A 26,676-nucleotide genomic window follows, 5' to 3' on the forward strand; every position below is an offset into this window, starting at 1 on the left:
TGGGGGGCCGGCTCCTCAGGCGGGCCGCCGCGCGCCGTGGATGGCCCGGGGGCCCGCGAAGAAGATCGACTCCTCGCGGATCGACGCCCCCGGGGCCGGAGCGTGGACCATCGTGCCGTTGCCCGCGTACAGCCCCACATGGCCGGCGTCGCCGTAGAAGAAGACCAGGTCCCCGGGCCGGAGTTCGGCGAGGTCGATCGCCGTGCCGGACTCGGCCTGCCGCTGGGAGGTGCGCGGCAGCGCCACCCCGGCGGCCCGCCAGGCGGCCTGGGTGAGGCTGGAGCAGTCGTACGATCCCGGCCCCGTCGCGCCCCAGACACAGGGCCTGCCGATCTGCGCGCGGGCGAACGCAAGCGCCCTGGCCGCCTTCCGCTCGTAGGCCGAGCCGGCGCCCGAGTCGTAGGCCGGGCCGATGCCTGAGTCGTACGCCGGGCCGATGCCTGAGTCGTACGCCGGGCCGATTCCCGAGTCGTACGCCGGGCCGATTCCCGAGTCGTACGCCGGGTCGGCGTCGGTGTCCGGCCAGATGTCCGCGCCGGTGTCCGACGCGAGCCGCGTACCGGTGTCTGCCCCGGCGTCCGGGGTGGCGAGGGCCGGATTCGTCTCCGGGGCCGCGGGTGTGAACTCCGAGGCGGAGGTGGACCAGGGGTCCTGAGGCGTCGTGAGCCAGGGCTCCTCGGCCCGCCGGGCTTCGACGGCGGGCGGTGCGCTGCGCAGCGCGGCCTGCCGGGACAGCAGGTCGCGCGCGTCGGCGAGTTTCCCGCGGAGCCGGTCCTTGGCGGCCCGCGACGCCGGCTGCGGCGGGCGGGCGACGAAGCCGGACAGCGTGCGGGACGTCTCGGCCCCGGCTCCGGCCCTGGCCCCCGCTCCGGCCCCGGACGTGGCTCCGGCCCCGGACGCGGCCGACGGCTCCGCGGCCGGCGCCGCGGGCAGTTCCCGCGCCGCGGGCAGGTCCCGCACGTCACTCGCCGGGGCCGTGGGCGGTGTCGGGAGCCCCGCGGTCAGCTCCGGCAACTGACGGGGCGTCACCGGCGTGGCCGAGCCCGCCGTCAGCTCCAGGAGGGGCGCAGGGGAGTCGACAGGACGAGGTCGTGGCCGTGGCATGCGGTCGGGCGGCAGGGCCGCCGGGACGGACGGGCCCAACTGGGCGCGGGCCGTGTCGAACCAGCGCCTGGCCACGCCGTCCGGCGCGGACGTGGACGGCCCGGCGAGGTCCTGCGGCGCGGGGGAGACGCGAGTGCGCCGTCCCTGGTTCATCGCGCGGGTCGCGTTGTAGTTGCCGGTGGCGGTCTCGGCCTGGTCGTAGAGGCTGCTGACCCGCCGCTGGACCTCGGCGCGGCTGGGCCCGTCGGCGTTCCGGGCCGTCGACGGGGAGGAGTCGCGCGGGCCGGGAAGGCTGATGCCTCCCGAGGGCGAGATGCGTTCCGGCGCCAAGGAAGACGTGCTCCTTCCGTAGGCCGCACGTGGCCGGACTCACCACGATGTCGATCGGGTGCTCGGCTCCGGCCGCCGTGGAGGCGTGCCGGACTCGGCGGGGGGCGCACGATCCGACGGGACTCGCCGGAGGCGATCGTGCGGCCCGGGCGCCAACTTAGCGAACATGTGTGCCTGGCGTGAAGGTTCAGGCGTGAAATGTCCGATACATATTCGTGACCTTCCCCGTCGCCTCCTTCGACATCGTCTCCGACGGGTCGTCACCAGCCTGTCAGCAGCAGGTGGTTGAGCAGCAGCGCGAGGACCGTCTGGGCGGCGAGCCACGCACGGGGGCGAGTCAGCAGGGCGCAGGCCGGAAGCAGCCACATCGCGAACGGCAGCCAGATGCGCTCGGTCTCCGCCTTGCTCATGCCGGACACGTCGGCGACCAGGAGCGCCGACAGGGCGGAGAACACGAGCACGGCGAGCCGGGCCTCGGCCCGCGATCCGATGAGGGAGCCGGTCATGGAGCCGATCATGGAGCGGGGCCTGGAGCCGGTCTTGGAACCGGCCTTCGCATCGGTACAGGCGCAGGTGCTGTCGCTGTCGCCGTCGCCGTCGGTGACGGTGACGCGGACGGGCCGGCGCGCGAGCACCGCACCCGCCCGGCCCAGTCCGGCCGCCGTCGCAAGGCCCGTGATCAGCACGGTGCACGCCAGGTTGGCCCACACCCAGTAGCCGTACGGCCGGATGCCGCCCACGCCCTGGTAGTAGCGGGTGACCAGGAGCCGGTACGCCTCCCACCAGTCGAATCCGGCCACGGTGAACAGCACGGGGACGACGGCCAGCCCGGCCAGGAACAGCGGGAGCCCCCGCAGCAGGGTGCCCGGCCGTGCCCGCCCGAGCAGCACCGCGCCGGCCCCGATCAGCGCGAACAACGTCAGACCGTAGGAGAGATAACAGGTCAGGCCGAACAGCAGCCCCGACCCGAAGGTGGCGGCCGCCCGCCACCCGGGGCGGGCCCCTGCGCGCACCGCCAGGGCGAGCAGCGCCACGAACCAGGCGGCGACGGCCGAGAAGTATCCGTCGGCGGACGCGCCCACCCACACCGCGGCGGGCGCCGCCACCAGGAAGGGCGCCGCCCGGCGGGCCAGGCCCTCGCCGGCCAGCGCCCGCACCGCCACCAGCACCGCCACGCACGCCGTGGTGCCGACGGTGACACACCAGGCGCCGGCCCAGCCGCCGCCCCCCAACCCGGCACGGTCGAGCAGCACGAACGTGAGCGTCGCGGCCGGGGGATGACCGGAGACATGGGCCGGCCACGGGGACGCGGTGCCGATCACGATGTGGTGGGTGAAGTCGTGCAGCGTGGCCGGGATGTCGTGGAAGCGGCCGATGACCCGCAGATACTCGTTGGGGGTGGTGAGCCGGCCGGCCACGCCCCGCTGCCAGCCGTCGACGAGGGCGAGCGACCAGGTCCACGCCAAGGCGGTGCCCCAGGCGGTGGCGAGCAGCGCCCGCCACGGCAGCCGCAGGGCGAGCGCCGGCCCGTGGACCACCACCGCCGCGGCGACCAGCACGGCGGCCGGTGTGCCCGGTCCCACGTGGGGGTCCCAGTCGGCGAGCAGCGGCGGCCAGTGGACGAACAGCGAGTGGTGGGCGGACTGGACGCGGCGGCCGACGAGGACCGCCGCCGTGACGAGCAGGACGGCGGCCGCGACGGCGTACAGGTCGCGCGGGGTGCGCGGGTCGCGGAGATGAGTGCGGATCACACCGGAACGCTAGGTCCTCTCCTCGATTTGACGACGGGACCTGGCGCGACGGACGGCGAACGTGCCGGTCGGCGGCCCGGGCGTCAGGATTTCGTCATGGGTCGTGCGCCCCTTTCCCGGGCCGGAGCGGCCTACCGTCGGAACATGAGCGATCGACGGCTCCCCACCTCTCCCGGCTTCTGGCGCAGCCCGCTGCGCGGTCCCTACTTCACCTCGGTGCTGGGGCTGGTCCTGCTGGTCGGCATCACGGTGCTCTTCGTGACCGGCCTGGTGTCGTACGCCGCCTACAATCCGGGCCTCACACCGGTGAACGACCAGACGCCCGGGAAAGGGATCCTCGGGTTCTACCTCTTCGACTGGCCGACGCGTCCGCCCTGGCTGTACCGGCTCACCCAGAACGTCCACGTGACGCTCGGCATCACACTGATCCCGGTCCTGCTGGCGAAGCTGTGGTCGGTCGTGCCCCGGCTGTTCACGCTGCCGCCCGCCCGGTCCCTCACCCACGCGCTGGAACGGATCTCGCTGCTCCTGCTGGTCGGGGGCGTCCTGTTCGAGTTCACCACCGGGGTGCTCAACGTCCAGTTGGACTACGTCTTCCCCGGCTCGTTCTACCCGCTGCACTTCTACGGCGCCTGGGTGTTCTTCGCCGCCTTCGCCGTCCACGTGGCCCTGAAGCTGCCCGCGGCGCTGCGCAACGTGCGCCGTGCGCGGGGAGCGGGCGGTGAGCCCGCGGCGCCGGGCGAGGCCGGTGACCTGGTGTCGCCGAGGCCGGATCCGCCCAGTGTGTCGCGCCGTGGGGCGCTGTGGCTGGTCGGCGGTGGCTCGCTGCTGCTGTTCGCCACGACGGTGGGCCGCGGCTTCGACGGACCGCTGCGGCGGACCGCCCTGCTGGCCCCGCACGGCGGGCCCGAGCCCGGCAGCGGACCAGGCGGCTTCCAGATCAACAAGACCGCCGCGTACGCCGGGATCGACGCGGCCGAGACGAGCGAGGAGGCCTGGCGGCTGGTCGTCACCGGCCGTACCGGCACCGTCCGGCTCGCCCGCGCCGATCTGCTCCGTCTGCCCCTGCACAGCTCCGCGCTGCCCATCGCCTGCGTGGAGGGCTGGTCGACCTCCGACCAGTGGTGGCGCGGCGTCCGGCTGCGCGACCTCGCGGCGCTCGTCGGGTACGAGGACCCGGCCGGCGTGCCCGACGTCTTCGTGGAGTCGCTCCAGCGGCACGGCGCCTTCCGCCGGGCCGGCCTGCGCGCCAACCAGGTACGCGACCCGCTCTCCCTGCTCGCCCTCCAGGTCAACGGCGAGGACCTGACCCCGGACCACGGCTACCCGGCCCGGGTCATCGTGCCTGCGGCACCCGGCGTGATGAACACCAAGTGGGTGGCCCGGCTGACCTTCGGAGACCTGTGATGACCCCGCGTGTCCCCCGGCCCCTGCGCGCCCGCCGCCCCGTCGGTTTCCCTCGCTCCCTCCGCGCTCTCCGCCTCCCGCTCGGCAGCCCGTTGCAGCTTGTGCTGCTCGCCTGCTCGTTCGCGCTGGCCGGATACGCGGGGGTGCGCCTGTTCGCCGGCGACTGGTTCGGGGTGGCCCTGTGGTTCGTGGGGGCGGCGCTGCTGCACGACCTGGTGCTGCTGCCGCTGTACACGGCGGCCGACCGCGCCGCTCTGCGGGCGGCCGGTCGGGCCGGCCGCCGCCCGTGGGTGGGGTACGTCCGGGTCCCGGCGGTCCTGTCCGGGCTGCTGCTCCTGGTGTGGTTCCCGCTGATCGCCGGGCAGGTGGACCGGCGGCGCTACCGGCTGGCCACCGGACTGCCGCCGGACGGCTACCTCGCCCGCTGGCTGCTCATCACGGCCGTGCTCTTCGGTGGCTCGGCGCTGGTCCTCCTGGTGCGGCTGCGCAGAGCGGCGAAGCACCGGCCGCCCGCCGTCCACTGATCGACGGCCCGCCACCCCACGCGCCCGGCGTGTTGCAGCAGGGCCCGGGCGCCGACGCGCGCCCAGGGGAAGAGTTCGCCCGCTCCGACCGCCACGTCGGCCTGGTGGACGACCTGGACCTCGACGCGCTCGTCGACGTCCACGGGCGCGACCTCGGCGATCAGCAGACCGCCGGGCCGCAGCAGCCGGGCCAGCCGGCGCAGCAGGACGCGCGGGTCGCCGCCGATGCCGACGTTGCCGTCCATGAGGAGCGCGGTGTCCCAACGGCCCTCACCGGGCAGCGGTTCGAAGACCGAGCGGCGCAGCGCGGGCCCACCGAGATCGACGGTGCGGGCGACGGCGGCCTCGCTCACGTCGATGCCCAGGACGGGCCGCCCCCGCTCCGCGAGCGCCGCGACCAGCCGCCCCGGCCCGCATCCCACGTCCAGCACCGCGCCCTCGCAACGGCCCAGCACCTCCTGGTCCACCGGGTCCGGCTCCGCACACCACCGCTCCACCTCCAGCGGCAGCAGCCACCCGTCGGCCCGGCGCAGGAACAGCGGCCCTCGACCCTCGCGCAGAGCGGCGGAGTAAGGCCCGTCGGCGGTCCATTCGCGTGCGTCGCTGGTTGCTGCGGGCCAGGCGGGGGTTCGCACGGGTGCGTCGGTGGCTCCTGGGCGCCGGTCGCGGGCCGCCGTAGGACCGCCAGTGGTCCCGATGCGTCCGTGGGCGGTCCACGCCGGCCCGCCGGTCGTCCCGGTGTCTCCGACGCCGCGCCCGGTGCGCGCGCTCGTGGGCCACCCGGCCGCCCCGGACGCCGGTGCGGCCGCATCCGCATCGGCCGTGGTGGCCGTCGGTGCGATCTCGTGTGCGGTGCTCATCGGCCGGTGACCGCCGCGCAGCGGGCGAGCCGTGCGGCGAAGCGGCCGTGCGGGGCGCGGGCGGCGACGGCCCGGGCGTCGGCGGCGGTGTCCACGTCGCGCAGCAGCGGAAGGTCGCGCACCCGCAGACCCGCCGTGACGAGCCTGTCCCGCTGCACGGCGCCGGTCACGGACGTCGACATGGGCACGCCCCGCAGCAGCGCGGGATCCGGCTCCGCCAGTCCCAGGGCCCAGAAACCGCCGTCCTCGGCGGGGCCGAACCACGCGTCGCAGGCGGCGAAGTCGACGCTGAGCAGTTCCGGGGTCACCTGCGGGGTGTCCATCCCGATCAGCAGCGCCGGACCGGCACAGCCCGCGAAGGCCGCAGCCAGCCGTTCGTCCAGACCGCCCGCGCACTGCCGTACGACCTCGAAGCCGGGAGGCAGCCAGGGGCCGGGCGCGCCGTCGAGGACGAGGATGCGGCGGTCGGCGGGGGCCGCGGCCACGGCCAGCAGGGTGTCCGCGAGGGCCGCCTCGGCGAGCTCGGCCGCCTCCCGAGGGGTGAACGGCGGGGTCAGCCGGGTCTTCACCTTCCCCGGCAGCGGCTCCTTGGCGATGACGAGCAGCGTGGTCACCGGGGCACTCCTCGGGTCGCGTGCGGGGCCGCGGGCGCGTCCGGGGCGCTGTGCGGGGCCGGCTCGGCCAGCACCCGGCGCATGTCCCGTACCGCCTGCCAGGTGCCGCGCCAGGTGCCCGTCACCTTCGAGGCGCCGGTGCGCGGGAGATACGGCACGTCGTGCTCGGTGACGCGCCAGCCCGCGTCGGCGGCGCGCACCACCATCTGCAGCGGGTAGCCGCTGCGGCGGTCGGTGAGGCCGAGGGCGAGCAGCGGCGCCCGGCGCGCCGCCCGCAGCGGGCCGAGGTCGTGCAGGCGCAGACCGGTGCGGCGGCGCAGCATCCGGGCCAGTACGAGATTCCCCGCCCGGGCGTGCGCTGGCCAGGCTCCCGGGCCCCGCGGCCGGCGTCGGCCGAGCACCAGGTCGGCCGCGCCGGTACGCACCTCGCGAACGAAGGGCACCAGCAGCGCCGGGTCGAGCGAGCCGTCGCAGTCGCAGAAGCACACGATGTCGGCGGTGGCGGCGGTCAGCCCCGCGTGGCAGGCGGCGCCGAACCCGCGGCGGGGCTCGGACACGACGGTCGCGCCCAGCTCACGCGCCAGCTCGGCCGAGCCGTCGGTGGAGCCGTTGTCCACGACCAGGGCGCGCCAGCCCTCGGGGATGCGCTCGAGCACCCAGGGCAGGGCGCCGGCCTCGTTCAGACAGGGGAGCACCACGTCGACGTCCGGTGGTGTGGGAGAGGTCGTCACGGCTCTCACCCTACGAACGCAAACCGGGCATAACGGATGTCGGCTCCTTACGAAACGCGGACGTCGAAGGCCGCGAGGCCACCGGCGGCGGCACCACGGCGGCCGTGGTGCCAGGCTGGACGCATGCAGCAGCCGTACGAGCCCCGAGCGGGCGGCCACGACGCGGGCACCGGCGGACCCGGCACCGGCGAACCCCGAATCGGTGAACCACCCCGAATCGGTGAACCCCGGACCACCGACCCCGGCCGCGCCGAATCCGGCACCGCCGAACCCGGTGCAGCCGAATCCGGCACCGACGACCCCGGCCCCGCCGAACCCGGAACGGCCGGACACCGGCCGGCACCGGCCGCCCGCGTCCTGGTCGTGGAGGACGACCCCACCGTCGCCGAGGTGGTCTCCGGGTACCTCGACCGCGCCGGCCATGTCGTGGACCGGGCCGGGGACGGGCCGACCGCGCTGGCCCGCGTCGCCGCGCACTGGCCGGACCTGGTGGTGCTGGACCTGATGCTGCCCGGCATGGACGGCCTGGAGGTGTGCCGCCGGATGCGCGGGCGCGGCCCGGTGCCGGTCATCATGCTCACCGCGCGCGGCGACGAGGACGACCGCATCCTCGGCCTGGAGGTCGGCGCCGACGACTACGTGACCAAGCCGTTCAGCCCGCGCGAACTCGTCCTGCGTGTGGAGTCGGTGCTGCGCCGCACCCGGCCGGCCGCCGTGTCGCGGCCACCGGCCGCGGCCGGCCTCGCCATCGACCCGGCCGCCCGCCGCGCCACCAAGAACGGCACCGAGCTCGCCCTCACTCTCCGCGAGTTCGACCTGCTCGCCTTCTTCCTCAGGCACCCCGGCCGCGCCTTCAGCCGCGAGGACCTGATGCGCGAGGTGTGGGGCTGGGACTTCGGCGACCTGTCCACCGTCACCGTCCATGTGCGGCGGCTGCGCGGCAAGGTGGAGGACGACCCGGCCCGGCCCCGCCTGATCCAGACCGTGTGGGGCGTCGGCTACCGCTTCGACCCCACGGCGCACGAGGCCGAGGCACGCTCGGGTGAAGCGCACCAGGGTGCAGCACGCACGGGTGATGCACACCAGGGCGAAGGGAGCTGACCGTGCGCGACATCCTGCTGATCGCCCTGTACGCCTTCCTCGGCGCCGCGGCGACCGGCCTGGCCGGGGCCGGTGTGCTGCGGCTGATCCGGCGGCGCTCCCTGACCGTCTCGCTCGCCGTGGTCGCCGCAGTGGCGGTGGGCGCGATGCTGGCCGGCACCCTGGTGGTGGCACAGGCGATGTTCCTGTCCGAGCACGACCTGTCCGTCGTCACCACCGTGGCGGCCATGGCCGCGGTGGTGTCCCTGGTGACCGCGCTGCTGCTGGGCCGCTGGGTGGTCGCCCGCAGCCGCGAGCTCGCCCTGGCCGCCCGCTCGTTCGGCGAGGGCGGCGACTTCGCCGCGCCCGGTACCCCGGCGACCGCCGAACTGGAGTCCCTCAGCCGCGAGCTGGCCGCCACCAGCGCGCGGCTCGCCGAGTCCCGGGAGCGCGAGCGCGCCCTGGAGTCCTCGCGCCGGGAGCTCGTCGCCTGGATCTCGCACGACCTGCGCACTCCGCTCGCCGGACTGCGTGCCATGTCCGAGGCGCTGGAGGACGGTGTCGCCACCGACCCGGACCGCTACCTCAAGCAGATCCGCGCCGAGGTGGAGCGCCTGAACGACATGGTCGGCGACCTGTTCGAGCTCTCCCGCATCCACGCCGGCAGCCTCGCCCTGACCCGCGCCCGGATCTCGCTGTACGACCTGGTCGGCGACGCCCTCGCGGGGGCCGACCCGCTGGCCCGGGAGCACGGCGTGCGCCTCGTGGGCGACCGGGTGGAGCCGGTGCCGGTCGAGGTGGACGGCAAGGAGATGAGCCGGGTGCTCGGCAACCTGCTGGTGAACGCGATCCGCCGCACCCCCGCCGACGGCACGGTCGCCGTCGCCGCCGAACGCTCGCCCGAGGGCGTCGTCCTGTCCGTCACCGACGGCTGCGGCGGCATCCCCGAGGAGGACCTGCCCCGGGTCTTCGACACCGGCTGGCGCGGCACCCACGCCCGCACGCCCCCGGCCGGCGCAGGCCTGGGCCTCGCCATCGTCCGGGGCATCGTCGAGGCCCACCAGGGCCACACCGCCGTACGCAACATCCCCGGCGGATGCCGCTTCGAGGTGACCCTCCCGTCGGCGGCCCTCCCCTCGGCGGAGAGCTGAACCCCCGGCCCCACCCGAACGACGCGGACGCGGGCGCCGCTCGGCCAGGGGGTGTTTCGTCGATCAGGCCGGATCAGGGAGCCACCGCGAGCCAGGCATGATCGACGAGACACCCCCTTAGGGCGTGTGGCCGTTCGGCTTCTCGTCGCGCAGGGGCGAGCCGGCGAACTCCCGCATCCCCTCCTCGAAGCCGACCTCGGGCTTCCAGCCCAGTTCGGCCCGCAGCCGTGAGGAGTCCGCGGTGATGTGCCGGACGTCGCCCAGGCGGTACTCGCCGGTGACGACGGGCTCGGGCCCGCCGTGCGCGGCCGCCAGGGCCCGCGCCATCGCGCCGACCGTGTGCGGCTCGCCGCTGCCGGTGTTGTAGACGGTGAGCGCGCCCCGCGGCGGCTTTGCCTCCAGCGCCGCGACGTTGGCCGCGGCCACGTCCCGCACGTGCACGAAGTCGCGGCGCTGCCGGCCGTCCTCGAACACGCGCGGCGCCTCGCCGCGGGCCAGCGCGGAGCGGAAGAAGGACGCGACGCCCGCGTACGGGGTGTCACGGGGCATCCGGGGCCCGTACACGTTGTGGTAGCGCAGCGAGACCGCCGACCCTTCCGTCGACCGCGCCCACGCGGCCGACAGGTGCTCCTGGGCCAGCTTGGTCGCCGCGTAGACGTTCCGCGGATCGGGCGGGGCGTCCTCACCGACCAGTCCGGGGCGCAGCTCCCGCCCGCACCTCGGGCACACCGGCTCGAACCGGCCCGCGTCCAGGTCGCGCACGGCCCGCGGACCGGGCCGTACGACGCCGTGCTCCCGGCACTCGTACCGCCCCTCCCCGTACACCACCATCGACCCGGCCAGCACCAGGCGCCCCACGCTCGCCTCGGCCATCGCGGCGAGCAGGACGGCGGTGCCGAGGTCGTTGCGGGAGACGTACTCGGCCGCGTCCAGGACGCCGTCGCCGAGGCCGACCATCGCCGCCTGGTGGCACACGGCGTCCACCCCCGACAGCGCACGACCGACCGCCTCCGGGTTCCGCACGTCCGCGCCCGCGGCCGTGCTCACGTCGAACACCACGGCTTCGTGCCCGCGCTCCGTCAGCGCCTGAACGACATGGGACCCGATGAATCCGGCACCGCCGGTGACCAGTACACGCATGCGGCCCACGCTAGGCCGCCGACGGCACCGCACCGCACGAACGCGCCGGTCACGTCATCACTCCGTAAGACCACGAAGGACTGCCCTCATCGGTCGCGCCTCGTGCCGCCCTGCGTGGTGATCTTCGCGTGGAGCGCGGAGCTCTGAGCAGACCCGGCGAGCCGCGATGAGTTCCGCGGCCTCCGGCGGTCCTACCGTCGAGCCCGTCACCGAGGAGGACCGCTGATGCGCAGCGTGACGTATTCGATGAACGTCTCACTTGACGGCTATGTCGTCGGGCCGGACGGCGACTTCGGCTGGGGGGCACGCGACGCGGAGACCTTTCGCTCCTGGATCGACGAGATCCGGGAGGTCGACGTCCACCTGCTGGGACGGCGGCTGTACGAGACGATGCTGTACTGGGAGACCGCCGACCAGGATCCCTCCCTCGACGAGGCCATGCTCGAGTGGGCCGCGCTCTGGAAGCCGCTCCCGAAGGTGGTGTTCTCCACCACGCTGTCGACGGTGCAGGGCCAGGCCCGCCTGGCTTCCGGCGGTCTGACCGAGGAGATCGAGCGGTTGCGAGCCGAACCGGGGGAGGGCGACATCGCGATCGGCGGCGCTGCTCTCGCCGCCGAGGCCGCCGCGCTGGACCTGATCGACGAGTACCGGGCCAGGGTCTACCCGGTGCTCGTCGGTGGTGGCATTCCGTTCTTTCCCCGGCGCGAGCGCCGGGTGGATCTCGAACTCGTCGAGACCCGCACCTTCAGCTCACGAGTCGTCCACCTCCGCTACCGCGTGACGCGCTGAGCCGGGCGTTGGAACGCCGGCGACAGGACTACGGACGGACGGTGGACGGTTCCCGACGCGAACCCGTCACGGGCGGTGATTGCGGCTCGGTCGGGGAGATTGCCGAGGACGTCCACGGCGAGTCGCCGAGGGCGCCTGTGCAAGAGGCCACTTGGACAGGGGAATGGCAACTTCGACATGGCTCGCGAAGGCAGCTACCTTCCTCTGGTCTTCGGTGGTCGCCACGGTCGCACGGGGGTTCCTTCAGGCTGGGCCGGCCGCGACGGGACGAGTCGGTCACGCCCCACGAACCCTCGCCCCCATGCGCAAGCCACCGAACCGGGTCCACGCCAGGCAGCCCCAACCAGGGAGAGACGCATGCCCCATCTTGCGCTGTACACATTCGGCGTCCTGAAGTCACCTCTCGCCGATCCCGCACCTCTCACGCGCGAGTTCTACGACATCGGTGAGGCCGTCTACCGGAAGATCAGTCAGCACCCCGGATACCTCGCGCATGCTGAAGCGGCGGACGGGCACCGGGGCGTGCTCTTCGAAGCGGACTGGGGTGCATGGGGCGAGTTCGCCGTACCGACGTGGTACGGCAAGGGCCGTACGCCGGAAACCACCGCCCTGGCCGTGACCCTCTCACTGTGGACCGGTCTGCGCCCCGCCCTCGACGCCGTCTACACCGGTCTGCACCGTGAGGCGCTGAACAGGCGTTACGACTGGTTCGAGAGGACAGGGCACCCGAACTACGTGTTCTGGTGGGTCTCCGACGGCGTGATACCCACCTGGCGGGACGGGGTCTCCAGGCTGGAGCACCTCCACGACCACGGCTCCGCGCCGCACGCCTTCACCTTCCACGACTCGTTCGCCCCGGACGGAACTCCGGCCAGGATCAAAGGCATCGGGCCGAGGAGCGACCAGGTCCGCTGACAAGGAAGCCTGAACGACCGGGTTCGCCGGCGAACGCCTCCGTCGCATGACGGCGAACAGCTTCGCAGAGCGTTTGTCGATCGCGGTGCCGCGTCATACAGAGGAGCCCCCGCCGGCCTTCTCGCCGGGCGGGGGCAGGGTGAGTCAGTCGAGGTCGATCGTGAAGCGCCTCGTGCTCGGAGCGATCGTTTCGGCGTGGACCTGGCCATGAGCCCGGTCGAACACCCCGGTGCCGCCGGTGATCGCGTTGTCGAACGGAGGGGGAGGGAGCGTCGGGCGGCCATTGGTGAGGATGCCGAATACCATCCCCTGCGCGGTGAGCTGGCCGCCCGGGAGGGTGTAGGTCACGACGCACACCTCCGCTCCGCCGCCGGTGGTCCGGGTGGTGGTGCAGGTGCCGCCGGTCTCGCCGACCTTCTTGCGGTTCTTGTCGTAGAGGTCCGAGCGGACGACGGTCCGATCGCCCTGGGCGGCGGGGACACCGCCCGGGTTGACGGGGAAGCGCGACTGCTGCCTGAGCACGCCGATGAGTGTGATGACCCGGTCTGCGCCCTTGGCGTGGGTGGAACCGGTGTCCGTCGCGGCGGCCTCGACAGGGGCGCAGGCGAGAAGGGCGACCAGCGCGGTGGCCGTGCCGAGACAGGCTGCTCTGATGGGGCGCACGTGTGGCTCCTCAGGTTGATGCTCATGGATGGTCAGGTGACGCATTCATAACCTCGGCTCTGCCGCCGCCCGGAACGCCCCGGCGTGACCCACCGGTATATCCGACCGATCGGACCAACCCGGGACGAGAGAGGCCTTCAACAGGGCAGACGCTGCCTGACACGGCACTGGACGCTCGCCGACGACATGGTGCGATGCGCTCTCGATGCCGCCGGCTCCCGGATTGCGGCGGCCGCCGACGGGAGGCAGGGTTGTGTCCGGATTGTCCACCCCGGGCAGGCGGCAGGCTACGAAGGTGTGGTACATGTCAGCGAAGAACCCAGAGCAGGGGACCGCCCACGAGGTCTCCTTGCCACCCGAAGTCAAGTTGCTGCAGGAAGTCACTCCGCCCTTCTTTCCCGATGGCGGTTCGGGAATGACCATCCTCGTCGAGTGGCCTCCCGGTCACCCCGGGCTCCCTCCGCATCGCCACTCGGGCCCGGCGTTCGGCTACGTGATGGAGGGCGCGCTCCGGTTCGAGCTCGAGGGTGAGCCGGAGCGTGTGGTCGAGGCCGGTGGGACGTTCTGGGAGCCAGGCGGTGACGTGATCCACTATCAGGACGGTAACGCCCTGGCGGACGCACCGACCAAGTTCGTGGTGACCATGGTCTGCGCGCCGGGTCAGCCGATGCTCAGGCTGGTCGACGAGGAGGAACTGAAGGAACGGGCGCACCTGCGCGCCCCGCGTCCCTCCCAAGGCTGACCCGCGAGACCGACAAGGGTGCGGAGTCCGGAACACCGATCCCACGCATCCCCCGGATGTCTCCGCCCGTACGCGGGTTCCTCCGGCCCGCTTCGCTGAGCGATGGCAGCAGGCGCCCGCGGGCCGCCACCAACGGGTGTGGGGAGGCACCCGGCTCGTCCGGGCACCTCACCCCCGACTCGAGGCGGTTCGACATGTGCGGTCGCTACGTCTCCACGCGCGGCCCCGAAGACCTGGTCCGGCACTTCCGGGTCACCGAGTGGCGTCCGGAGGAGGCACTGGAGCCGAGCTGGAACGTCGCACCCACCGACCCGGTGTGGGCCGTTCTGGAGCGCACCCCGCGGGAGGAACGGGAGGCGGGCTCGGTGCGCCGGGAGCTGAGGGTGCTGCGCTGGGGCCTGGTTCCGTCCTGGGCGAAGGACCTGCGGATCGGCGCACGGCTGATCAACGCGCGGGTCGAGACCGTGCACGAGAAGCCCGCCTTCCGCCGGGCCTTCGCCGGACGACGCTGCCTGCTGCCCGCCGACGGCTTCTACGAGTGGCAGCAGGTCAGGGCGGAGGACACCGGCAGGACGCGCAAGCAGCCGTACTTCATCCACCCCGAGGACGGCGAGGTGATGGCGCTCGCCGGCCTCTACGAGTACTGGCGCGACCCGGAGGTGGCGCGGGACGACGACCCCGCCGCCTGGGTGACGACCTGCACCGTCCTGACCACCGAGGCCACCGACGCGGCCGGCCGCGTGCACCCCCGCATGCCGCTCGCCCTCACCCCGGACCACTACGACGCCTGGCTCGACCCCGGCCACCAGGACCCCGGCGGGCTGCGGGAGCTGCTCAGCCCTCCGGGGGGCGGCCGTCTGGACGCCCGGCCCGTCTCCCCGGCCGTCAACGACGTCCGCAACAACGGGCCGGGCCTGCTGGCGGAGCCCACGCCGTGACCGGCACCCACCTGCGCCGGACGGGCAGCCGTGCCACCCGATGACGGGCGCCCTGGCGCGTTGCGCCAGGACACCCGCCCGGCGGCCCGTACCGTGCTGTGGACGTGACCGTCGGGCGGCAACGGGAGGCGCGGTGGCGGATGCGGGCGGTCCGGCGTCCGGGCGGCGCCGCGGGCGCCGGGCGGACCGGGCGGGCAGGGTGGTGCTGGGCAGCCGGCCGGCGCACTCCGTACGGCTGCCGCCGCCTTCCCGCTCCGGCCCGCCGGCCCTGGCCGCCGAGCACCCCCGGGCCGAGCGCACCGTGCCCTGGCTCCGCGTCGCCGCCGCCTACGCCTGGCGGCTCATCCTCGTCGGCGTCGTCGTCTACGGCGTGTTCACGATCCTCGGCCGCTTCCAGCTCGTCGCCGTGGCCCTGTTCATCGCGCTCGTCGTCACCTCGGTCCTGCGCCCCCTCGCCGACCTGTTGAACCGTCTGCTGCCGCGGCCGCTGTGCGTCGCCGTGGTCCTGGTGGGCAGTGTGCTGTTCGTGTCCGCCCTGCTCGCCCTCGTGGGCGAGGCGGTCGCGGGGGAGTGGTCACAGCTGGCGAAGGAACTGCGCGGCGGCATCCACCGGATCGAACGCTGGCTCCAGGGCCCGCCGTTCCGGATCAGTCCCGGACGGCTCACCGCCCTCCAGGACCAGCTCCTGGACTATCTGTCCGCGCACCGGGAGAGCCTGCTCAACAGCGCGCTCAGCGGCCTGGGCCGGATCGTCGAGCTGGTCACCGCCGGTGCGCTCGCGCTGTTCACCTCCGTGTTCTTCATCCACTCCGGAGAACGCCTGTGGCGCTGGGCGCGGGACGTGCTGCTGCCCGCGGGCGCCCGCCCGGTGTGGGACCGGGCCGGGCACGCGGCCTGGCGTGCCTTCGCCGGGTACACGCGCGGCATCATCATCGTGGCCGCCAGCAACGCCGTACTGGTCGGCGTGGCCCTGGTCCTGCTCCGCGTGCCGCTCGCCCTGCCGCTGATGCTGCTGGAGTTCTTCGCGACGTTCGTGCCGCTGGTCGGCTCGCCGGTCGCGCTCGCCGTGGCCACGGTGGTCGCCCTGGCCGGGCGCGGCCCCATCACGGCGATGGCCGTGCTGCTGCTCATCGTCGTCATCGGCGAGCTCGAAGGGCACGTCCTGCATCCCCTGGTGATGAGCTGGGCGGTCCGCCTGCACCCGCTCGTCGTCGCCGTGTCCGTCATCGCCGGCAGCATCGTCGCCGGTGTGATCGGGGCCGTCGTCGCCGTCCCGTTCGTCTCGGTCGTCTGGGCGGTCCTGTCCGCTCTGCGGCCCGCGCCGCCGTAGCGCCGCGGAGCCCGAGCCGCTGGGCGCCCGAGCCGTTCGGCGGTGGCCTTTTCGGCCGCGACAGAAGGGGCACGCGTTCCTGGTACGCCCCCCGAGCAGCAGAGGAAAGGTGCCGTGATGTCCGAGTATGAACGTTCACGCACGATGCCCGCCCAGCCCGAGCAGGTCTTCGACCAGGCGGCCAACGTCGGCCAGCTCGACGCCTGGCTGCCGGACGCCCTGCACGTGCGCGTCGAGGAGCCGCCCGCCGTCACCGTGCACGAGGACCACACCGACCAGGACACCTCGGCCCTGATGCGCGCCGAGCGCGAGCAGATGCGGATCGAGTGGGGGACCCGTGAGCAGGGCAGTTACGCGGGCTGGCTCCAGGTCTCCGGCATCGGCGGCGGCGCCAGCGAGGTGACCGTCCACCTGTCGTTCTTCGAGGACAGCCACGACCCGGGCGAGCGGGCCGCCCTGGAAGCCCTCGACGACAGCCTGCGGCGGCTGGAGGACCAGGTGCGGATGCGCGTGGAGCACGCCAGCGGCTGAGCCGCCGCGCAGACGGAAACACACCGCGGTGTGCGGTCCTCAACGGACCGCACACCGCGGCTGTCGTTCACCGAGTGGGTTGGAGACTCGGCGTCAGCGGGTCGCAGACCCGGTGCTCGGACCAGAGGGCTCAGTACCCGCCGTGGTCGCCGCCGTGGTCTCCGCCGCCGTGGTCGCCACCGTGGTCTCCGCCACCGTGGTCTCCGCCACCGTGGCCCCCACCGCCGTTGTAGCCGTGGTGGCCGCCGTAGCCGCCATCATCGCCGTGGTCACCATGGTCGCCGCCGTGGTCACCACGGTCTCCACGGTCTCCGAATCCGAAGTAGCCGTGGTGGCCGCCGTGGTCGCCGTGGTCGCCGTGGTCGCCGTGGTCTCCGCCGCCCCACCAGTCGTCGTTGGAGCCCCAGCTGTAACCGGAGTGGTCATAGCCCGAGTCGTGAGCCGAAGCGGTCCCCGCTGCGCCGATCGCGGCGCCGCCTGCCATGACGATGCCGGCCGCGGACACGGCGATGAGACGCTTAACGCGCTGTGCTCGCATGGGTATACCTTTCCTTCCATCGTCTCGCGCAAGGGAACCGCGCGAGGAGGATGGCCGCGCCCGCCGGATGGATGAGAAGGTGCGGCGCGGTCTGAGGTGTCGCCGCCATATGTGAGAAGCACGTCTCGGTCCCCGACGCCGCCACATCCCACCCGCGCCTGATCGCACGGGCGAGCGTTGCGGCAACGGCCCCCGCTGTGGAGACCACGCCGGACGGGGCGTGCCCCCGTTTGCGGCTCTCACCGGTAGACGCTAGTCGCCCCTCGGCCGGTCGGCATCTCGAGAGGGAGCTCCGGGCACATCGGCAACACCCTTTGTTCCGGCCGGAGTACGCGACGGTGAGGGACGCGTCGGTGACGGTGCGTTCACGTGCGCGGCCACGGCATGCCCGATGGGCAAAGCAGCGCCCACACGCATGATGCGGCCGGTGAGGGGCAGACGGACCAATGCCCAAGGGGGTGTGTCACATGTCCACGGGAACCCTTCTCGCGATCATCATCCCGATCGTCGTCGTGCTCGCCCTGATCGCGGTGGCGGCCGCACTGCTGACCAGGCGCCGTCGTCTTCGTGAGCGCTTCGGCCCCGAGTACGAACGGACGGTCGAGGACGCCGAGAGCAGGCGGGCCGGCGAGCGTGAGCTCAGGGCCCGCGAAAAGCGGCACGACGCGCTGGACATCAAGCCGCTGCCGGACGTCTCACGGGACCGCTACACACGCGAGTGGAGCAACGTGCAGCAAGAATTCGTGGACCGGCCAGAGGACGCGGTGCACGACGCCGACCGGCTGGTGACCGCGCTGATGCACGAGCGCGGCTACCCGACGGAGGGCTTCGAGCAGCAGGCCGCGGACCTCTCGGTGGAGCACGGCCGCACGCTCGAGCACTACCGCGCCGCCCACGAGGTCGAAGCGCTGAGCACCAGCAGCAAGGCCACGACCGAGCAGCTCCGGGGCGCCATGGTGCACTACCGGACGCTCTTCGACGAACTGATCTCCGACGGGGGCCGTGCCCGGCCCGCCCCCTCCTGAGAACCCGTCTGCCCCGCCGTCACGGCAGGGAGGAACGGAACGCCATGCACAGCAACGAGAAACCGAGCCGCTTCGGCCGCGGCCTGTCCACCGAGGATCTCGCACAGGAGACCTCCCCGACCGGAACCCCGGTCTATCCCGGTGAGAGCACGGGCGAGGCGGCGGCGACACGGCGCCCCACCGTGGAGCCGCCCGAGCGGCCCGAGGGAGCCGGACGCGCCGAGGGAGCCGGACGCGCCGAGGAAGCCGAACGAGCCGAGCGGCCCCCGACCACCGCGACCACCGCGACCACCGCGGACACCGGCCAGGACACCGGCCAGGACACCGGCCAGGACACCGGCCGGGACACCGGAACCACCACGGACACGGCCCCGGCCCAGCCGGAGCCGGCCGCCCCCGACGAGGCCACTCCCCGGCTGCTCACCCCTGACGAGGAACAGGGCTTCCGGGACCGGTGGCGCGCGGTGCAGAGCACGTTCGTGGACGACCCGCGCGAGGCGGTGCACACCGCCGACACCCTCGTCGCGGACGTCATGCAGACCCTGGCCGCCACCTTCGCCCGGCACAAGCAGGATCTGGAGGGCCAGTGGAGTCAGGGCGAGAAGGTGGACACGGAGGATCTGCGCAGGGCGCTCCAGCGCTACCGGTCCTTCTTCAACCGCCTCCTGAGCACCTGACCCTCGCCCGGCGTGTCATGCGGGCGGTCGCCGGGACCGGGGGACGATGGGCGTGGTGTCCGCACCGCCGTCAGGCCGGGCCAGGAACGGAGGGGCTGCGTGGACCAGCGGGTCGCGGAGCAGAGCGAGCCGGAGCAGCGCGAAACCAAGCAGAGCGAGACCGAGCAGCGCGGGTCGGAGCGTAGCGGGACCGACCGAGGCGGGACAGCGCGAAGCGGGACCGAGGGCGCCGGCCCCGACCCCGAACCCGACCCCGAACCCGGCCCCGACCCGCGACGCCGGATCCCGCGCACCGACGCCGTCCTGCGCGACCCGCGCCTGGCGGCGGCGGTGGCGCGGCTCGGGCCGGAACCCGTGAAGGCCGCCGTCCGGCGGGCCCAGCAGCAGGCCCGCCATGGCACGCTTCCGCCCGAGGAGGTCGCGGACACGGCGGTGGCGCTGCTGCCGCCCACGGCCTGCGGGCTGCGTCCGGTGATCAACGCCACCGGGGTGCTGCTGCACACCAACCTGGGCCGGGCGCCGCTGTCGGCGGCGGCTCGGCGGGCGGTGCTGGACGCCGCCGGACCCACCGACGTCGAACTGGACCTGCCGTCCGGTGTCCGGGCCCGCCGCGGCCGCTCCGCCCTCGACGCGCTGCGCGCCCGCGTGCCGTCCGCCGCCGCGGCCCACGTCGTCAACAACGGCGCCGCCGCCCTGGCCCTCGCCGCCACCGCCCTCGCCACCGGCCGGGAGATCGTCATCAGCCGGGGCGAGATGGTGGAGATCGGCGACGGCTTCCGGCTGCCGGACCTGCTGGTGTCCACGGGTGCCCGGCTGCGCGAGGTCGGGACCACCAACCGTACGGGCGTCGAGGACTACGCCGACGCGATCGGCCCGCAGACCGCCTTCGTCCTGAAGGTCCACCCGTCCAACTTCCGGGTCACCGGCTTCACCCGCGCCGCCGGCACCGGCGAGCTGGCGGCACTCGGCGTGCCGGTCGTCGTGGACATCGGCTCCGGGCTGCTCGCCCCCCATCCACTGCTGCCGGCCGAGCCCGACGCCGAGAGCCAGCTGAGGGCGGGCGCGTCGCTGGTGACCGCCAGCGGGGACAAGCTGCTCGGGGGACCCCAGTGCGGACTGCTCCTCGGCGACGAGGATCTCGTTCGCGCCCTCGCCCGGCACCCCCTGGCCCGCGCCCTGCGCGTGGACAAGCTCACCCTGGCCGCGCTGGAGGCGACCCTCACGGGCCCCGCCACCCCCACCGCCGAGGCCTTGACCGCCGATCCCCGGGACCTGATGCGCCGCGCCGAACGTCTCGCCGTGCCGCTGAGCGCGGCCGGTGCGGACGTACGGGCCGTCCCCAGCACCGCCACGGTCGGTGGTGGTGGCGCACCCGGTGTGACCCTTCCCAGCGCGGCGCTGTCCCTGCCGGAGCCGTATGCCTCCGTGCTGCGCACCGGTCCCGTCCCCGTGGTCGGCCGCCTGGAGGCCGGGAGGTGCCTGCTGGACCTGCGGGCGGTGGCGCCGGAGGACGACGACCGGCTGGCCGAGGCGGTGCGGTCGGCCACCCAGGACGCGGCCACCCAGGACGCGGTCACCGCAGCGGCGGAAGGTTAGGTGGGCGCCATGCGGGTCCTGGCCACCGCGGGCCATGTCGACCACGGCAAGTCCGCCCTGGTGCGGGCGCTGACCGGGATGGAACCCGACCGTCACGCGGAGGAACAGCGCCGCGGACTCACCCTGGACCTCGGCTTCGTCTGGACCGGCCCGGACGCGGACGGCGAGCACCTGGCCTTCGTGGACGTCCCCGGGCACGAGAGGTTCGTGGCCACGATGCTGGCCGGGGTCGGGCCCGTGCCCGCCGTGCTGTTCGTCGTCGCCGCCGACCAGGGGTGGCAGCCCCAGTCGCAGGAGCACCTGGCGATCCTCGACGCCCTCGGCGTACGCCACGCCGTCCTCGCCGTGACCCGCAGCGATCTCGCCGACCCGGAACCGGTGCGCGCCGAGGCGGTGCGGCGGCTGGCCGGGACCTCGCTGGGGCACGTTCCGTCCGTCGCGGTGAGCGCGGTGACCGGCGCCGGACTGGACGGCCTGCGCACCGAGCTGACCCGGCTCGCCCGCACGCTGCCGGTGCCGTCCGCCGACGCCGACGTACGGCTGTGGCTGGACCGGGCCTTCACGGTGCGCGGCCATGGCACCGTCGTGACGGGCACACTGGGCGCCGGCACCCTGCGCGTCGGCGACCGGCTGGTGACCGGGGACGGCTCGGCGGTGCTGCGGGTGCGCGGACTCCAGTGCCTGAAGCAGGAGCGGAGCGCCGTCAGCGGGGTGGCGCGCGTGGCGGTCAACGTGCACGGCGACCGGGACGGCGGGCTGCGGCGCGGCCAGGTGCTGCTGGCCCCGGACCGCTGGCTGCGCACCGACCTGATCGACGCCCGCGTCACCGGTGAGCCCGCGGGCGAACTGCCCCGCACGGTCACCCTGCACATCGGCACCGCGGCAGTCCCCGTGACCGTCCGCCCGCTGGGAGACGACACCGTCAGACTGACCCTGGCACGGCGGCTGCCGCTGCGCGTCGGGGACCGGGCGGTGCTGCGCGAACCGGGCGGCGGACGCCCGCCTTCCGCCGTGGTCGTGCTCGACGTGCGCCCTCCGCGTCTGACCCGGCGGGGCGCGGGCCGGGCCAGGGCGGCGCAGCTGGCGGCGATGACCGGCCGTCCCGACGGCGCGGCCGAGCTGCGGCGCCGGGGGATCGTACGCCGCTCGGACCTGCTGGCGATGGGCGTGCCCGCGCCCGGCGAGCCCGTCACCGGCGACTGGCTGGCCGACCCGGAGCACTGGACCCGGCTGCGCGAGCGCCTCGCCGAGGAGGTCGAGCGCCACGCGCGGCGGCACCCCATGGAGCCGGGCCTGCCCGCCGAGGCCGCCCGGCGGCTGCTGGACCTGCCCGACCGGGCCCTGGTCGACGCCCTCGCCCGCACCCCGGGCGGCAGCGGACTGCTGTGCCGTCAGGGCCGCTTGTACGGCCCCGGCGGCGCCCGACCCGATCTGCCCGAGCCGGTCCGGGCGGCCGTCGACGCCGTACGGCAGGAGCTGGAGAAGGCGCCCTTCCGTGCGCCGGAGGCCGACCGGCTCACCGAACTCGGGCTCAGCCGCAAGGCGGTCGCCGCCGCCGTCCGCGCGGGCGCGCTGCTGCGGATCACCGACACCGTCGTCCTGCTGCCGGGGGCGGACACCCGGGCCGCCGAGGTGCTGAGCCGGCTGCCGCAGCCCTTCACGCTCAGCGAGGCCCGCACGGCGCTCGACACCACCCGCAGGGTCGCCGTGCCGCTGCTGGAGTTCCTCGACGCCGAAGGGCTCACGGAACGCGTCGACGACCAGCGCAGACGCTGCCGGACGGGGCGGGACGACGGAGGCGGACGGGAATCGAACCCGCCTGCCCGAGATCCTCGGACACCTCGGTTTTGAAGACCGGGAGGGCCACCAGGCACCCACACGCCTCCACCGCCCGCCAGGCTACGGAAGGACCCGGCATGACCGCCACCCCCGAAACACCCGTACGGCTCACGCAGTTCGCCCACGGCGGCGGATGCGCCTGCAAGATCCCGCCCGGCGAGCTGGAGGACGTGCTCGGCGGCCTGGCGACCGCGCCCCCGGCCCCCGGCGGCACCCCGCTGCTGGTGGGACTGGCCACCGGCGACGACGCGGCCGTCGTCACCCTGCCCGCGTACAGTGGGGCCGCCGCGCAGGCGGTGGTGTCGACCGCCGACTTCTTCACACCGGTCGTCGACGACCCGTACGACTGGGGGCGCATCGCCGCGGCCAACGCGCTGTCCGACGTGTACGCCATGGGCGGCCGTCCGGTCCTCGCCGTGAACCTGCTGGCCTGGCCGCGTGACGTGCTGCCGTTCGAGCTGGCCCGCGAGGTGCTGCGCGGCGGGCTGGACATCGCCGCCGAGGCCGGCTGCCACGTCGGCGGCGGGCACAGCGTGGACGACCCGGAACCCAAGTACGGCATGGCCGTCACCGGGCTCGCCGACCCGGCCCGGCTGCTGCGCAACGACGCCGGCCGGCCCGGCCTGCCCCTGTCGCTGACCAAACCGCTCGGCCTGGGTGTGCTGAACAACCGTCACAAGGCCACCGGCGAACGGTTCGAGCAGGCGGTGGCCACCATGGTGGCCCTCAACCGGGACGCGTCCGAGGCCGCGCTGGCCCGGGGCGCCACCTGCGCGACCGACGTGACGGGCTTCGGTCTCCTCGGCCATCTGCACAAACTCGCCCGGGCCTCCGGCGTGAGCGCGGTCCTCGACACCGCCGCCGTCCCCTTGCTCGACGGGGCCCGTCAGGCCGTGCGCGACGGCTACGTCAGCGGCGGCACCCGGCGCAACCTCGCCTGGGTGGCCCCGTTCACCGACTTCGGCGACACGGACGCCGACACCCGCCTCCTGCTGGCCGACGCCCAGACGTCCGGGGGCCTGCTCGTCGCGGGCGAGGTCCCCGGCGCCCCGGTGATCGGAGAACTCGTCCCGCGCGGGGCCCACTCGGTCGTCCTGAGATGAGCCCCGAACAGCACACCTAGGGCTCGGTGCCCGTGTGGTCGTCGATGCCGGCCCGCGCCTGGTAGGCGCGCACGAGTTCCCGTGCGGCCGGGCCTCGTGGCCGGCGCCCCGGACGGATGTCGACGGCGAAGGCCTTGGTCTCCTGGATGTGGGTGTTGGGGTCGAGCGACAGGTGCACCAGCTCGTTGGCGGCGTCGCCCGTGCTGTAGCCGCTCGGCCCCCAGTGGTAGGGAAGCCCCACCTGGTGCAGGGTACGGCCGTGCACGGTCAGCGGCGGCACCCGGTCGGTGACCAGCACCCGCGCCTCGATCACACCCCGGGCGCTGACGATCGTCGCCCAGCCGGTGTGCTCCAGGCCGCGCTCCGCGGCGAGTTCCGGCGACACCTCGCAGAAGAACTCCGGCTGGAGCTCGGCCAGATAGGGCAGCCAGCGCGACATGCCGCCCGCCGTGTGGTGCTCGGTGAGCCGGTAGGTGGTGGCCACGTACGGGAACACCTCCGAGCCCGGCTCGCCGCCGCTGGGCTGGTAGCGGTTGTCCGGCCGGGAGGGCATGACCTGCCGTACGGGATTGCGCTGCTGCTCGTACAGAAGGTTCGGGAAGGGCGACTCCTGCGGCTCGTAGTGGGCCGGCAGGGGACCGTCGGTGAGCCCGGAGGGCACGTACAGCCAGGCCTTGCCGTCGGCCTGCATCACGAACGGGTCCGTGCCCGACAGCGCCTCGGGACCGGTGGCGTCCTTCGGCGGCCGGTGGCCGGGCGCCTTGTCCTTCTTGAAGTCGGCGATGTCGTGGCCCGTCCACTCGCCCTTCGCCTCGTCCCACCACACCAGCGCCTTGCGCGCGCTCCACGGCCTGCCGTCCGGGTCCGCCGAGGCCCGGTTGTACAGGATGCGGCGGTTGGCGGGCCACGCCCAGCCCCACTCGTTCGCCACCCAGTTCTGCTCGGTGCCCGGCTTGCGCCGGGCGGCCTGGTTGACGCCGTCGGCGCGGACACCGCAGTAGATCCAGCAGCCGCACACCGTGGAGCCGTCGGGCCTGAGCTGCTCGTACGACGCCAGCGGCGCGCCCTCGGCGTCACGGCCGTTGATCTCGGCCAGCACCGCCTCCGCCTCCGGCTCGGCGAGCGTGCCCTTCGTGGGGTAGTCCCAGGCCAGGTCGAGCACCGGCCGGTCCATGGGGTCGGCGGAACCCGCGAGCTTCTGCCGGACGATCCGGCCGAGGTGGTAGGTGAACCACAGGTCGCTGCGCGCCTCACCCGGCGGTTCGACGGCCTGGTGGTGCCACTGGAGCAGCCGCTGGGTGTTGGTGAAGCTGCCGTCCTTCTCGGTGTGCGCGGCGGCCGGCAGGAAGAACACCTCGGTGCCGATGTCCTCGGTGCGCAGCTCCCCGCTGTCGATCTCCGGGCCGTCCTTCCACCAGGTGGCCGACTCGATCAGGGAGAAGTCGCGCACGACGAGCCAGTCCAGCTCGGCCATGCCGAGCCGCTGCATGCGGGCGTTGGCGGAGCCGACCGCCGGGTTCTCGCCCATCAGGAAGTAGCCCTTGCACACCCCTTCCAGCTGGGCCAGCACCGTCTCGTAGGTGGAGTGCGAGCCGGTCAGCCGCGGCAGGTAGTCGAAGCAGAAGTCGTTCTCCGCCGTCGCCGCGTCACCCCAGTACGCCTTGAGCAGACTGACGAGGTACGAGCGCATGTTGCCCCAGTAGCCCTTGTGGGCCGCCTCGGCCTGCACGAAGGCGTCCAGGTCCTCGTTCTTGTGCGCGTGCGGCATCGGGATGTACCCGGGCAGCAGGTTGAACAGGGTGGGGATGTCCGTCGAGCCCTGGATGGAGGCGTGTCCGCGCAGGGCCAGGATGCCGCCGCCGGGGCGGCCGATGTTGCCGAGCAGGCTCTGCAGCACGGCCGCCGCACGGATGTACTGCACCCCCACGGTGTGCTGGGTCCAGCCGACCGCGTAGGCGAACGCGGTGGTCCGCTCGCGCCCGGAGTTCTCCGTGACCAGCTCGCACACCCGGCGGAACACGTCCTGCGGCACCCCGCAGATCCGCTCCACCATCTCGGGCGTGTACCGGGCGTAGTGCCGCTTGAGCACCTGGAACACACACCGCGGATGCGTCATCGTCTCGTCGCGTTCGACCTCGCCCTCGCCGATGACGGCGCCGCCCGACCCGTGGGCCTCGCCGTGTCCGGCCGCGCTCACCGAACTGCCGCCACCGGTGCGCTTGTCGTACTCCTGGTCGCGCTCCCCGGAGGCCGCCTGCACCTCCGTGCCCTCGTACTGCCAGCTGCTGTTGTCGTAGGTGCGGTGCCCGGCGTCCAGGCCCGAGAACACGCCGTCGAGGTCCTCGGTGTCCCGGAAGTCCTCCCGCAGCACCACCGGCCCGTTGGTGTAGGCCACCACGTAGTCGCGGAAGTACGCGCCCGTGCTCAGGACGTGGTTGATGATCCCGCCGAGGAAGGCGATGTCCGAACCCGCGCGCAGCGGCACGTGCAGATCGGCCAGCGCGCTGGTCCGGGTGAACCGCGGATCGACATGGATCACCTTCGCCCCGCGGGCCTTGGCCTCCATCACCCACTGGAACCCGACCGGATGGCACTCGGCCATGTTCGAGCCCTGGATGACGATGCAGTCCGAGTTCTGCAGGTCCTGCTGGAAGGTGGTCGCGCCGCCGCGGCCGAACGAGGTTCCCAGACCGGGAACGGTGGAGGAGTGTCAAACACGCGCCTGGTTCTCGATCTGGATCGCGCCCAGGGCGGTGAACAGCTTCTTGATGAGGTAGTTCTCCTCGTTGTCCAGCGTCGCCCCGCCGAGGCTGGCGATGCCGAGCGTGCGCCGGGTGCGCACGCCGTCGACCTCCCACTGCCAGCCCGCGCGGCGGGCCTCGATCACCCGGTCGGCGATCATGTCCATCGCCGTGTCCAGGTCGAGACGCTCCCACTCGGTGCCGTGCGGGCGCCGGTACAGGACGTGGTGCTCACGCGCGCCGCCCGTGGTCAGCTGGAGACTGGCAGCGCCCTTGGGGCACAGCCGGCCACGGGAGACGGGGGAGTCCGGGTCGCCCTCGATCTGTGTGACCCGCCCGTCCTCGACGTACACGTTCTGGCCGCAGCCCACGGCGCAGTACGGGCAGACGGACTTCACCACCCGGTCCGCGGAGGCCACCCTGGGTGTCAGCCGTGCGCTCGGCCCGCTCTTGGCCGCGGCGCCGCGCCCCAGGGGGTCGGTGCCCGTCAGCTGGCGGTAGACCGGCCAGGAGTCGATCCAGGTACGTACGCCCATCAGGTCAGCCCTTCCGGTGCT

23 protein-coding genes, 1 tRNA gene and 1 pseudogene are annotated in these 26,676 nt (G+C 73.8%); 15 read left to right on the plus strand and 10 right to left on the minus strand.

What is annotated here, in order from left to right:
* Positions 1-15 precede the first annotated feature (15 nt).
* Positions 16-1,434, minus strand: a complete 1,419-nt coding sequence (locus ABZ484_RS09340) for an NlpC/P60 family protein (protein WP_358865273.1) — start codon at positions 1,432-1,434, stop codon at positions 16-18.
* A gap of 260 nt (positions 1,435-1,694) precedes the next feature.
* Positions 1,695-3,185: a hypothetical protein gene (locus tag ABZ484_RS09345; RefSeq protein ID WP_358865274.1), complete on the minus strand. Its 1,491-nt coding sequence runs from the start codon at positions 3,183-3,185 to the stop codon at positions 1,695-1,697.
* Between the two features lie 144 nt (positions 3,186-3,329).
* Here ABZ484_RS09345 and ABZ484_RS09350 point away from each other — a divergent pair, with 144 nt between their 5' ends.
* Positions 3,330-4,592, plus strand: a complete 1,263-nt coding sequence (locus ABZ484_RS09350) for a molybdopterin-dependent oxidoreductase (protein WP_358865275.1) — start codon at positions 3,330-3,332, stop codon at positions 4,590-4,592.
* A complete protein-coding gene (locus ABZ484_RS09355) occupies positions 4,592-5,116 on the plus strand; it encodes a hypothetical protein (protein WP_358865276.1) in 525 nt (174 codons plus the stop codon). Before ABZ484_RS09350 ends, ABZ484_RS09355 begins: the two co-directional genes overlap by 1 nt.
* Here the strand turns inward: ABZ484_RS09355 and ABZ484_RS09360 are convergent.
* From ABZ484_RS09360 to ABZ484_RS09370, 3 genes are all read right to left on the minus strand, one after another.
* A complete protein-coding gene (locus ABZ484_RS09360; protein ID WP_358865277.1) occupies positions 5,005-5,751 on the minus strand; it encodes a methyltransferase domain-containing protein in 747 nt (248 codons plus the stop codon). The genes ABZ484_RS09355 and ABZ484_RS09360 overlap by 112 nt on opposite strands.
* A 221-nt stretch (positions 5,752-5,972) precedes the next feature.
* A complete protein-coding gene (locus tag ABZ484_RS09365) occupies positions 5,973-6,590 on the minus strand; it encodes a DUF2064 domain-containing protein (RefSeq protein WP_358865278.1) in 618 nt (205 codons plus the stop codon).
* Positions 6,587-7,330 carry a glycosyltransferase family 2 protein gene (locus ABZ484_RS09370; RefSeq protein ID WP_358865279.1) on the minus strand — a complete coding sequence of 248 codons (744 nt, stop codon included), beginning with the start codon at positions 7,328-7,330 and terminating at the stop codon, positions 6,587-6,589. Before ABZ484_RS09370 ends, ABZ484_RS09365 begins: the two co-directional genes overlap by 4 nt.
* A gap of 114 nt (positions 7,331-7,444) precedes the next feature.
* On the opposite strand from ABZ484_RS09370, the gene ABZ484_RS09375 reads away from it, so the two are divergent.
* Both ABZ484_RS09375 and ABZ484_RS09380 read left to right on the plus strand, forming a co-directional pair.
* Positions 7,445-8,422: a response regulator transcription factor gene (locus ABZ484_RS09375; RefSeq protein WP_358865280.1), complete on the plus strand. Its 978-nt coding sequence runs from the start codon at positions 7,445-7,447 to the stop codon at positions 8,420-8,422.
* Between the two features lie 2 nt (positions 8,423-8,424).
* Entirely contained in the window at positions 8,425-9,552 is a 1,128-nt protein-coding gene (locus ABZ484_RS09380) for a HAMP domain-containing sensor histidine kinase (RefSeq protein ID WP_358865281.1), read from the plus strand.
* 117 nt (positions 9,553-9,669) lie between these two features.
* Here the strand turns inward: ABZ484_RS09380 and ABZ484_RS09385 are convergent, their stop codons facing one another.
* On the minus strand, positions 9,670-10,692 hold the full coding sequence (locus ABZ484_RS09385; RefSeq protein ID WP_358865282.1) for an NAD-dependent epimerase/dehydratase family protein: 1,023 nt from the start codon (positions 10,690-10,692) through the stop codon (positions 9,670-9,672).
* Between the two features lie 225 nt (positions 10,693-10,917).
* Here ABZ484_RS09385 and ABZ484_RS09390 point away from each other — a divergent pair, with 225 nt between their 5' ends.
* Together ABZ484_RS09390 and ABZ484_RS09395 are read left to right on the plus strand one after the other, a co-directional pair.
* Positions 10,918-11,481, plus strand: a complete 564-nt coding sequence (locus ABZ484_RS09390; protein WP_358865283.1) for a dihydrofolate reductase family protein — start codon at positions 10,918-10,920, stop codon at positions 11,479-11,481.
* Positions 11,482-11,838: 357 nt separating this feature from the next.
* The gene (locus tag ABZ484_RS09395) at positions 11,839-12,396 is read left to right on the plus strand and encodes a DUF3291 domain-containing protein (protein ID WP_358865284.1); all 558 of its coding nucleotides are present in this window, start codon (positions 11,839-11,841) and stop codon (positions 12,394-12,396) included.
* A gap of 144 nt (positions 12,397-12,540) precedes the next feature.
* On the opposite strand, the gene ABZ484_RS09400 is transcribed toward ABZ484_RS09395, so the two are convergent.
* Positions 12,541-13,059 carry a hypothetical protein gene (locus ABZ484_RS09400; RefSeq protein WP_358865285.1) on the minus strand — a complete coding sequence of 173 codons (519 nt, stop codon included), beginning with the start codon at positions 13,057-13,059 and terminating at the stop codon, positions 12,541-12,543.
* A gap of 304 nt (positions 13,060-13,363) precedes the next feature.
* On the opposite strand from ABZ484_RS09400, the gene ABZ484_RS09405 reads away from it, so the two are divergent.
* The 4 genes from ABZ484_RS09405 to ABZ484_RS09420 all read left to right on the plus strand — a co-directional run bounded on the left by ABZ484_RS09405 (position 13,364) and on the right by ABZ484_RS09420 (position 16,600).
* A complete protein-coding gene (locus ABZ484_RS09405; protein ID WP_358865286.1) occupies positions 13,364-13,801 on the plus strand; it encodes a cupin domain-containing protein in 438 nt (145 codons plus the stop codon).
* A gap of 194 nt (positions 13,802-13,995) precedes the next feature.
* Positions 13,996-14,739: an SOS response-associated peptidase gene (locus ABZ484_RS09410; protein ID WP_358865287.1), complete on the plus strand. Its 744-nt coding sequence runs from the start codon at positions 13,996-13,998 to the stop codon at positions 14,737-14,739.
* A gap of 133 nt (positions 14,740-14,872) precedes the next feature.
* The gene (locus tag ABZ484_RS09415; RefSeq protein WP_358865288.1) at positions 14,873-16,069 is read left to right on the plus strand and encodes an AI-2E family transporter; all 1,197 of its coding nucleotides are present in this window, start codon (positions 14,873-14,875) and stop codon (positions 16,067-16,069) included.
* A gap of 117 nt (positions 16,070-16,186) precedes the next feature.
* Positions 16,187-16,600, plus strand: a complete 414-nt coding sequence (locus tag ABZ484_RS09420; RefSeq protein ID WP_189903085.1) for an SRPBCC family protein — start codon at positions 16,187-16,189, stop codon at positions 16,598-16,600.
* 130 nt (positions 16,601-16,730) lie between these two features.
* On the opposite strand, the gene ABZ484_RS09425 is transcribed toward ABZ484_RS09420, so the two are convergent.
* Complete coding sequence (locus tag ABZ484_RS09425; protein ID WP_358865289.1) at positions 16,731-17,138, minus strand: hypothetical protein; 408 nt, start codon at positions 17,136-17,138, stop codon at positions 16,731-16,733.
* Between the two features lie 467 nt (positions 17,139-17,605).
* On the opposite strand from ABZ484_RS09425, the gene ABZ484_RS09430 reads away from it, so the two are divergent.
* From ABZ484_RS09430 to ABZ484_RS09445, 4 genes and pseudogenes are all read left to right on the plus strand, one after another.
* Positions 17,606-18,163 (plus strand): hypothetical protein, encoded by a 558-nt coding sequence (locus ABZ484_RS09430; RefSeq protein WP_358865290.1) that lies wholly within the window; start codon positions 17,606-17,608, stop codon positions 18,161-18,163.
* Positions 18,164-18,207: 44 nt separating this feature from the next.
* Entirely contained in the window at positions 18,208-18,840 is a 633-nt protein-coding gene (locus tag ABZ484_RS09435; protein ID WP_358865291.1) for a hypothetical protein, read from the plus strand.
* 282 nt (positions 18,841-19,122) lie between these two features.
* Entirely contained in the window at positions 19,123-20,436 is a 1,314-nt protein-coding gene (gene selA / locus ABZ484_RS09440; RefSeq protein ID WP_358865341.1) for an L-seryl-tRNA(Sec) selenium transferase, read from the plus strand.
* A 9-nt stretch (positions 20,437-20,445) separates the two neighbouring features.
* A pseudogene (locus ABZ484_RS09445) lies at positions 20,446-22,146 on the plus strand (GTP-binding protein); the annotation flags it as partial.
* A gap of 83 nt (positions 22,147-22,229) precedes the next feature.
* Here the strand turns inward: ABZ484_RS09445 and ABZ484_RS09450 are convergent.
* Positions 22,230-22,322: transfer RNA gene (locus ABZ484_RS09450), tRNA-Sec, on the minus strand.
* 30 nt (positions 22,323-22,352) lie between these two features.
* On the opposite strand from ABZ484_RS09450, the gene selD reads away from it, so the two are divergent.
* Positions 22,353-23,378, plus strand: coding sequence for a selenide, water dikinase SelD (gene selD / locus ABZ484_RS09455; RefSeq protein ID WP_358865292.1), 1,026 nt, complete (start codon positions 22,353-22,355; stop codon positions 23,376-23,378).
* Between the two features lie 16 nt (positions 23,379-23,394).
* Here the strand turns inward: selD and fdh are convergent, their stop codons facing one another.
* Positions 23,395-26,655, minus strand: coding sequence for a formate dehydrogenase (fdh, locus tag ABZ484_RS09460; protein WP_358865293.1), 3,261 nt, complete (start codon positions 26,653-26,655; stop codon positions 23,395-23,397).
* Between the last annotated feature and the right edge of the window lie 21 nt (positions 26,656-26,676).

It is taken from the genome of Streptomyces sp. NPDC006393 (genome assembly GCF_040628575.1).
Taxonomy (GTDB): domain Bacteria; phylum Actinomycetota; class Actinomycetes; order Streptomycetales; family Streptomycetaceae; genus Streptomyces.

Bases quoted from the DNA above. Each gene is read 5' to 3' on its own strand.
- ABZ484_RS09350 (WP_358865275.1), top strand. From the start codon at position 3,330: ATGAGCGATCGACGGCTCCCCACCTCTCCCGGCTTCTGGCGCAGCCCG.
- ABZ484_RS09355 (WP_358865276.1), top strand. From the start codon at position 4,592: ATGACCCCGCGTGTCCCCCGGCCCCTGCGCGCCCGCCGCCCCGTCGGT.
- ABZ484_RS09375 (WP_358865280.1), top strand. From the start codon at position 7,445: ATGCAGCAGCCGTACGAGCCCCGAGCGGGCGGCCACGACGCGGGCACC.
- ABZ484_RS09385 (WP_358865282.1), bottom strand. From the start codon at position 10,692: ATGCGTGTACTGGTCACCGGCGGTGCCGGATTCATCGGGTCCCATGTC.
- ABZ484_RS09390 (WP_358865283.1), top strand. From the start codon at position 10,918: ATGCGCAGCGTGACGTATTCGATGAACGTCTCACTTGACGGCTATGTC.
- ABZ484_RS09395 (WP_358865284.1), top strand. From the start codon at position 11,839: ATGCCCCATCTTGCGCTGTACACATTCGGCGTCCTGAAGTCACCTCTC.
- ABZ484_RS09405 (WP_358865286.1), top strand. From the start codon at position 13,364: ATGTCAGCGAAGAACCCAGAGCAGGGGACCGCCCACGAGGTCTCCTTG.
- ABZ484_RS09410 (WP_358865287.1), top strand. From the start codon at position 13,996: ATGTGCGGTCGCTACGTCTCCACGCGCGGCCCCGAAGACCTGGTCCGG.
- ABZ484_RS09420 (WP_189903085.1), top strand. From the start codon at position 16,187: ATGTCCGAGTATGAACGTTCACGCACGATGCCCGCCCAGCCCGAGCAG.
- ABZ484_RS09425 (WP_358865289.1), bottom strand. From the start codon at position 17,138: ATGCGAGCACAGCGCGTTAAGCGTCTCATCGCCGTGTCCGCGGCCGGC.
- ABZ484_RS09430 (WP_358865290.1), top strand. From the start codon at position 17,606: ATGTCCACGGGAACCCTTCTCGCGATCATCATCCCGATCGTCGTCGTG.
- ABZ484_RS09435 (WP_358865291.1), top strand. From the start codon at position 18,208: ATGCACAGCAACGAGAAACCGAGCCGCTTCGGCCGCGGCCTGTCCACC.
- selD (WP_358865292.1), top strand. From the start codon at position 22,353: ATGACCGCCACCCCCGAAACACCCGTACGGCTCACGCAGTTCGCCCAC.